This is a genomic window from Streptomyces sp. NPDC056361 (assembly GCF_042262805.1).
Classification (GTDB): domain Bacteria; phylum Actinomycetota; class Actinomycetes; order Streptomycetales; family Streptomycetaceae; genus Streptomyces.
In genome coordinates this window covers 24,817-31,664 of sequence record NZ_JBHJQI010000094.1, presented here as the reverse complement: position 1 = coordinate 31,664, position 6,848 = coordinate 24,817, and the positions used below count along the sequence as shown (strand labels likewise).

Sequence of the window (6,848 nt, the reverse complement as noted above, 5' to 3'; positions counted from 1 at the left end):
GGGGCGGGCTCCGTCGGAGCCGCGCGGCGGACGTCCCGCCGTGCGGACCGGACAGGTCTTCCGGTCGTGCCGCGTCCGGGTGGGGCAGACTGGCGGCGTGCGCATCGTGATGATGACGGCGGGTTCGCGGGGCGACGTCGCGCCGTACACAGGTCTGGGTGCCGGTCTCGTACGGGCCGGGCACGAGGTGACGTTGGCGACGCACGCCGTGTTCGAGCCGCTGGTGGCGGGGTCGGGCGTGCGGTTCCGTCCGCTGCCCGTCGACCCCCGTGCCGAACTGCACTCCGCGCGGGGCCGACGGCTGCACGACGCGAGGACCGGTGCGGGAAAGCTCGTACGGCTGGCGCGCATGGCCCGGGGCGCGGTCGACGAGATGACGGCGGCCCTGGTGGAGGTGGCACGGGAGGGCGAGGTCCTGCTGGTCGGCGCGTCGCTGGGGCCGCTCGGCCACGCCCTCGCCGAGGGCCTGTCGGTGCCCGCCCTCGGGCTGCACCTCCAACCGCTGCACCCGACCGCGGAGTTCGCCGCTCCGGTCCTGGGCGCGCGGTCCCTGGGCGCGGTGGGGAACCGGCTGAGCGGACGGTTCGTCACGGCGTCGGTGGAGCTGATGTTCTCCGACGCCGTACGGTCACTGCGACGGCACGGACTCGCGACGTCGGGCCGGTCCCGGAGGCGTCGCCGGGTGCGGCCGGTGCTGCACGGATACAGCGAGCTCGTCGTCCCTCGCCCCCGGGACTGGCCCGCCCACCTCGAGGTGTCCGGGTACTGGTGGCCGCACGAGACCGGGCAGTTGCCCGCGGAGGTGGAGGACTTCCTCGCCGCCGGGCCCCCACCGGTCTTCGTCGGCCTGGGCAGCGCCACCGTTCCCGATCCCGAGCGGGTGAGCCGCGAGATCGTCACCGCACTGCGCGCGGCGAAGGTGCGCGGGATCGTCCAGCGGGGCTGGGCGGGACTGGGCGCCCGCGGCGACGACATCCTGACCGTCGGCGAGGTCCCGCATTCCCTGCTGTTCCCCCGGACCGCCGCCGTCGTCCACCACGCGGGAGCGGGCACGACCGGCGCCGTCCTGCGGGCCGGGGTGCCCACCGTTCCGGTGCCGGTCCAGTTCGACGCGGCGTTCTGGGCGTCCCGACTGACCGCGCTGGGCACCGCTCCCGGAGTGGTGCCGTTGCGCGGCCTCACCTCCGAAGCCTTGGCCGGGGCCCTGCACCGGGCGACGGCGGACGACTCCCACCGCGCGCGTGCCCGCGCGCTGGCCGACCGCCTGGCCGCGGAGGACGGGGTCGCGCCGGTACTCGCCGCGCTCGGCCGACTGTCACGCTGACAGCTGCCCCGCTCGCCCGCTGCCCCACTCACCCCCTGCCCCGAACGGCCTCTGACCGCTCGGCCGTTGGCGGTTCCCGCTCGTCCCGCCCGACGCCGCCATCACCGGCCCGGCCGACGGCCGTTCCCTGACCATCCGGCTGCCGGAGTTCTCGGGCCGGATCTACTTCGGCCACGGACAGGAGCCGGTCTTCAAGCCGGCGACGGGCGGCCTCCTGTAGCCCGCGGTGCAGAACCCCGGCGACCCGTGCCAGGCCTACGTCACGCTGGACCCGTCCGACTGGGCCCTTCCTCGATCGGCTCGGCCGCAGGCCGGGTCGGCGCCCGTCGGCGGGGTGCCGGCCCGGCCTCCGTACCCGGCTTCCGTCCGGTACCGCACGCGCCCGGACGCCGCCGCCACCACCCGCCGACGCACACCGCGAGCGCCGCCGTGCCGTACGCCGCGGTCACGGCGCCCGGGCCCGCGACCGGACCCGCGAGGTAGGCGACCGCGCCGGCGAGGGCGACACCGGACCACTCCCAGCGGCCGTCGAGCGCCACGAGCGCGACGAGCAGCAGGGCGTACCAGGAGTAGCCGGGGGTCAGGAGGAGGAAGGCCGTGCCCGTGGTCACCAGCGCGCCTTTCCAAGGGCGTTCGGCATCCCCGCGCACGATGACCAGGGCCGACACCGCGGCAAGACCGAGCAGGGCGGCGGGCAGCGCCCACGCGTCCGGCAGCACCAGCCGCAGCAGGGAGTACCGGCCGCCGGCGCCGGCGTCGTCGTAGCCTTCCTCCTCCGCGTAGCCGCCCAGGTATCCGAGCACCGAGCCGTGCGAGAGCAGCACGTACGGCAGGTACACGGCCGCGACGGTGGCGGCGGTGGCGCCGAGGATCGTCGACGCCGTACGCGGCCGCCGCACGCCGGACAGCGCCCCCGGTACCAGCAGCACGGGCAGGAGCTTCGCGGCGATCGCCAGACCGAGCAGTGCCCCGCCCGCCGCGCGCCGCCGGACCACCACGACGAGCGCGGCGACCGACAGGAACACGGCGAGGACGTCCACATGGGCGTTGTTGACCCCCTCCACGGAAACGGCCGGGCACCAGGCCCACCAGGCAGCCCGACGAGGATCGCCCCGGCGGCGCAGCGCGAGGAGCAGCAGGCCCGTGACGGCCAGGGACAGGGCGGCTCCACCGGTCTGGAGTGCCTTGTGGCGGACATCCGACGGCGAGGCGGCATGGACGAGGAGGAACCAGCCCTCGGCGACGGGTGGATAGATGGTGTGCACGGTGGGGCGGTTGATGCGGGTGCACCGGCCGTCGGCCAGCTCGGACAGATCGCCGCCCCGCGCGCAGACGGCACGACCGGGGAAGAGCCAGGGATCGCGAAGCCCGGTGAGCGCGTCGTCGGCGGGGGAGTGGTCGTACGGGGAGATCCCGGCGGACTGCACGCGGCCGTCCCACGCGTACCGGTACGAGTCGGTGCTCGTACGCGGCGGCGCCACCAGCCCGGTGGCGGCCACCGCGACCGCCCCGGCGAGCACCAAGGGCACCACGGCGCGGACCGGGGCGCGGCGCAGGGCGAGCACGGCCACGGCGAAGAGACCCCACGCGGCCGCGTACCCGGTCAGGAAGCCGACTCCGGTCGCGGGGCCGCCCAGCAGCGCGAGCAGCGCGGTGGTCAGAGCGGCGAGGACCAGGGACGTGACGAGGACGGCACGGGTGAGGACGCTGGCACGAGGCATGGGCGCAGCCTGGCAGCGCCCGCGGACGGCGGGCGGGCGACCCGTCGGGGCGTTCGGGTTTCGTAAGGTGTCGAAGCTCCCGTACGGCCCGCCCCGGCGGTGTCATGGAGGGCATGACCTTCCCCAAGCCCGGGCCGCGCCGCACGTCGGCAGAGGTCCGCCCCCCGGTCTTTCGCGGCCCTTTGCACGACGCCCGCACGGCGACGTCCGTCGGCCGGTGGCTGGGCCTCGCCTTCGCGGTGTGCTTCGCGACCGGGCTCGTCAGCCACTACCTCCAGCGTCCGCCCGGCTGGCTCGCGGACCGGCTGCCCGGGCGGCCGGTGTGGGGGTACGCCTTCACCCAGGGCCTGCACGTCGCCGCCGGGCTGGCGGCGATCGTGCTGCTCCTGGTCAAACTGTGGGCGGTGTACCCGCGGCTGTTCGTGTGGCCGCCGGTCCGGTCGGTGCGGCACGCCCTGGAGAGGCTGTCCGTCGCCGTGCTGGTGGCCGCCGCCGTCTTCGAGGTCTTCACGGGGCTGCTCAACATCGTGGAGTGGTATCCGTGGCCGTTCTCGTTCGTCCCGGTGCACTTCGCCGTCGCCTGGCTGGCCACCGGCTCGATCCTGCTGCACATCGGGGTCAAGGCCCCGGAGATCAAGGACCATTGGGGTCGGCGCTCGGCGGGGACGCTCGCGCTGCCGGCGGAGGACGCCGTCGACAGGCGCTCGCTGCTCCTGGCCACGGGCGGCGCGATCGGCGTGGTGACGCTGACGACCGTCGGCCAGTCCTTCACCCCGCTGAAGGCGTTCGACCTGCTCGCGCCCCGGCATCCGGACCACGGCCCGCAGGGGTTGCCGGTGAACCGGACCGCCGAGGCGGCCGGAGTGTCGGCCGGCCGCCTGGCGGAGTGGCGACTCGAAGTCGTCGGCCCGCGTCCGTACGCGCTCACGCTCGCCGAGCTCCGGGCGATGCCGCAGGTGGACGTCCGGCTGCCGATCGCCTGTGTGGAGGGCTGGAGCGTCGAGGCCGACTGGGTCGGGGTACGCGTGCGCGCGCTCCTGGCGCGGGCCGGCGGACAGCCGGGGGCGGCGGCGCTGCGGGTGACCTCGCTGGAGGCCGGCGGCGCCTACCGGGTGATGGAGATGGGGGCCGCGTACGCCGACGACCCGCTCACCCTCCTCGCGCTCACGCTCAACGGGCAACCCCTCTCCCTGGACCACGGCTTCCCGGCGCGGATCATCGCCCCGGGCCGACCGGGCGTGCTGCAGACCAAGTGGGTCCACCGGCTGGAGGTGCTGTGAGGAGCATGCGGATGCTGAGGTACGGGATCGGCGGTGCCGGACTCGCCCTGATGGGACTCGGGGCGTGGCTGACGGCCGCCGAACCGGAGCCGCTCGGCGTGCTGGTGTGGCTGGCGGGGGCGCTCGTCCTGCACGACGGAATCCTCGCGCCGCTCGTCCTCGGCGTGGGCCTGATTCTCGTCGGGCGAAGCCGACGGGGGCTGCTGCGCGGCGCGTCGGTCGTGGCGGGCAGCGTGGTCCTGGTGACGCTGCCGCTGCTCCTGCGACCCGGTGCGCCGCCCAACCCCTCGGCGCTGCCACTCCCGTACGGGCGGAACCTGGCGATCGTCCTGGCCGCCGTCGCCGTGGTGACCGGCGCCCTGTACCTCGTCCGGCGGCGAGGTGCGCCCGTCCGGCGGCGAGGTGCGCCCGCACGGCGACGGAAGGACTTCCCGCGGCGGTGACGGGCACGGCCTCGGCGGCGTACCCCGAAGCCGGCCGGGGTCAGCGGCGCACCGCCGGCGGCGACAGGGGCACGAGGGTGAGGAAGGGGCGGCCCGCCACCGTCCACCGCGCGGACGCGGTCCACCCGGCGCGTGCGGCGTGCGCGGTCAGCGCCCGCGTGCCCACCCGGGCCCAGGGGAACTTCGACCCGCTGCCGCCCCGACCGTCCTCGACGCGCACCTCGCAGTGCTCGTCGACGTCCACGGGCACGCACTCGGCGATCACGGCGCCGGCAGGTGCCACGACCTTCCGCAACCGCCGCAGCAGGGCTGCGGGGTCGCCGCCGATGCCGACGTTCCCGTCGATCAGCAGGGCCGTGTCCCAACGGCCTTCCGCGGGCAGCGGGGCGAACACCGAGCGGCACAGGGCCGTCCCGCCGAGCCGTACGGTCCGCTCCACCGCCTCGGGGCTGATGTCGATGCCCAGCGCACACCGGCCCTGGGCGGCGAGGGCGGCCACGAGCGCCCGGGGCCGCAGCCGACGTCGAGGACGGCGCCCCGGCTGTGCTCCAGGACGGACCGGTCGGCCTCGTCCGGTGCCTCGCACCAGCGCTCGACCTCCAGGGGCAGCAGCCAGCCGTCGTCGCGGCGCAGGAAGAGGGGGCCGCGACCGGAGCGCAGCGCGTCGGTGTACGGGTCGGAGCGCCAGGCCGTCGCCGTCACGCGCCCACCCCCGGGACCCGGGCCGTCAACTCGGCGTGCTGCGCGGCGAAACGCGTACCGGGCGCCGCCGCCGCCACCTGCCGCGCGTCCTCGGCGGTGTCCACGTCGCGCAGCGACGGCAGCGCGCCGACACGCAGCCCGGCCGCGCGCAGCCGCGCGTACACGACGGCGCCGGTGTCGGGCCGCGACATCGGTGCGCCGAGCAGGAGCGCGGGGGCGGCGACGGCCTCCGGGTCGGCGAAGCCGAGGGCCCAGAAGCCGCCGTCCGCGGCCGGGCCGAACCAGGCGTCGCATCCCTCCCACCGGAGCGCGGGGGCCAGCAGCTCCGGGGTGACCTGCGGGGTGTCCATGCCGATGAGCACGGCGGGTCCGGCGCAGCCGGCGAACGCGGCGGCGAGCCGCTCGTCGAGCCCGCCCGCCGCTTGGGGGACGACCTCGAATCCGGGCGGCAACCACGGACCGGGTTCCCCGTCGAGGACCAGCACGTGGCGCGTCGCCGGGACCAGGGCCGCGGCGCCGAGGGTGTCGGCGAGGGCCGCCCCCGCGAGCGAAGCGGCCTCCTCGGAGGTGAACGGGGGAGTGAGGCGGGTCTTCACCCGGCCGGGCAGCGGCTGCTTGGCGATGACGAGGAGGGCGGTCACGGACGGACCCCCGCCACGGGCGCGAGCGGCGGCTCGTCGAGGACCCTGCGCATGTCGTGCACCGCCTGCCACGTCCCCCGCCAGGTGCCGGTGACCTTCGAGCGGCCCGACCGCGGCAGGTACGGCACGTCGACCTCGCTCACCCGCCAGCCCGCGTCGGCGGCCCGCACCACCATCTGGAGGGGATAGCCGCTGCGCCGGTCGGTGAGCCCGAGGCCGAGCAGAGCCTCGCGACGTGCGGCCCGCATCGGGCCGAGGTCGCGCAAGCGCACCCCCGTGCGCCGGTGCAGCAGCCAGGACAGCGCCAGGTTCCCCGCCCGGGCGTGGGCGGGCCAGGCGCCGCGCTCGGTGGGACGACGCCGGCCCAGGACGAGATCCCCCCGGCCTCCCGCCACGGTATCGACGAAGTCCCTCAGCAGACCGGGGTCGAGCGTGGCGTCGCAGTCGCAGAAGCACACGAACTCGGCCTCCGCGGCGAGGAGTCCGGCGTGGCAGGCGGCTCCGAACCCGCGCCGTGGCTCGTGGACGACGGTGGCACCGAGGTCGGCCGCGAGCGCGGCCGATCCGTCGGTGGAGCCGTTGTCCACGACGATGGCCCGCCATCCGGCGGGGACGCGGCCGAGAACCCAGGGCAGGGCCTCGGCTTCGTCGAGACAGGGAAGGACGACGTCTACGGTCAAGGGGGTCACGGCACCCACGGTAGGAAGTGCGCGGCGGATCGGGGCCGCGGAAGTCCT

General features: G+C 76.1%; 6 protein-coding genes and 2 pseudogenes. 4 read left to right on the top strand and 4 right to left on the bottom strand.

Features of this window, described 5'->3' with window-relative positions:
• Together ACFCY7_RS26750 and ACFCY7_RS26745 are read left to right on the top strand one after the other, a co-directional pair.
• Positions 1 to 1,324: glycosyltransferase (locus ACFCY7_RS26750; RefSeq protein ID WP_376488604.1), on the top strand; the 1,324-nt coding region annotated here is incomplete at its 5' end.
• 76 nt (positions 1,325 to 1,400) lie between these two features.
• Positions 1,401 to 1,541, top strand: a pseudogene (locus ACFCY7_RS26745) (sugar hydrolase); the annotation flags it as partial.
• A gap of 43 nt (positions 1,542 to 1,584) precedes the next feature.
• On the opposite strand, the gene ACFCY7_RS26740 reads toward ACFCY7_RS26745, so the two are convergent.
• The gene (locus ACFCY7_RS26740) at positions 1,585 to 3,045 is read right to left on the bottom strand and encodes a glycosyltransferase 87 family protein (RefSeq protein WP_376488603.1); all 1,461 of its coding nucleotides are present in this window, start codon (positions 3,043 to 3,045) and stop codon (positions 1,585 to 1,587) included.
• A 104-nt stretch (positions 3,046 to 3,149) separates the two neighbouring features.
• Between ACFCY7_RS26740 and ACFCY7_RS26735 the strand changes: the two genes are divergently transcribed.
• Positions 3,150 to 4,325, top strand: coding sequence for a molybdopterin-dependent oxidoreductase (locus ACFCY7_RS26735; RefSeq protein ID WP_376488602.1), 1,176 nt, complete (start codon positions 3,150 to 3,152; stop codon positions 4,323 to 4,325).
• Between the two features lie 11 nt (positions 4,326 to 4,336).
• Positions 4,337 to 4,768, top strand: coding sequence for a hypothetical protein (locus ACFCY7_RS26730; RefSeq protein WP_376488601.1), 432 nt, complete (start codon positions 4,337 to 4,339; stop codon positions 4,766 to 4,768).
• A gap of 40 nt (positions 4,769 to 4,808) precedes the next feature.
• On the opposite strand, the pseudogene ACFCY7_RS26725 reads toward ACFCY7_RS26730, so the two are convergent.
• The 3 genes and pseudogenes from ACFCY7_RS26725 to ACFCY7_RS26715 all read right to left on the bottom strand — a co-directional run bounded on the left by ACFCY7_RS26725 (position 4,809) and on the right by ACFCY7_RS26715 (position 6,800).
• Positions 4,809 to 5,470, bottom strand: a pseudogene (locus ACFCY7_RS26725) (class I SAM-dependent methyltransferase).
• Positions 5,467 to 6,111: a DUF2064 domain-containing protein gene (locus ACFCY7_RS26720; protein ID WP_376488600.1), complete on the bottom strand. Its 645-nt coding sequence runs from the start codon at positions 6,109 to 6,111 to the stop codon at positions 5,467 to 5,469. The pseudogene ACFCY7_RS26725 and the gene ACFCY7_RS26720 overlap by 4 nt, the downstream one beginning before the upstream one ends.
• Positions 6,108 to 6,800 carry a glycosyltransferase family 2 protein gene (locus tag ACFCY7_RS26715; RefSeq protein WP_376488599.1) on the bottom strand — a complete coding sequence of 231 codons (693 nt, stop codon included), beginning with the start codon at positions 6,798 to 6,800 and terminating at the stop codon, positions 6,108 to 6,110. Before ACFCY7_RS26715 ends, ACFCY7_RS26720 begins: the two co-directional genes overlap by 4 nt.
• Positions 6,801 to 6,848 lie beyond the last annotated feature (48 nt).

Excerpts from the sequence above, each read along its gene's own strand:
- ACFCY7_RS26730 (WP_376488601.1), top strand. The coding sequence starts at position 4,337 with ATGCTGAGGTACGGGATCGGCGGTGCCGGACTCGCCCTGATGGGACTC.
- ACFCY7_RS26740 (WP_376488603.1), bottom strand. The coding sequence starts at position 3,045 with ATGCCTCGTGCCAGCGTCCTCACCCGTGCCGTCCTCGTCACGTCCCTG.
- ACFCY7_RS26735 (WP_376488602.1), top strand. The coding sequence starts at position 3,150 with ATGGAGGGCATGACCTTCCCCAAGCCCGGGCCGCGCCGCACGTCGGCA.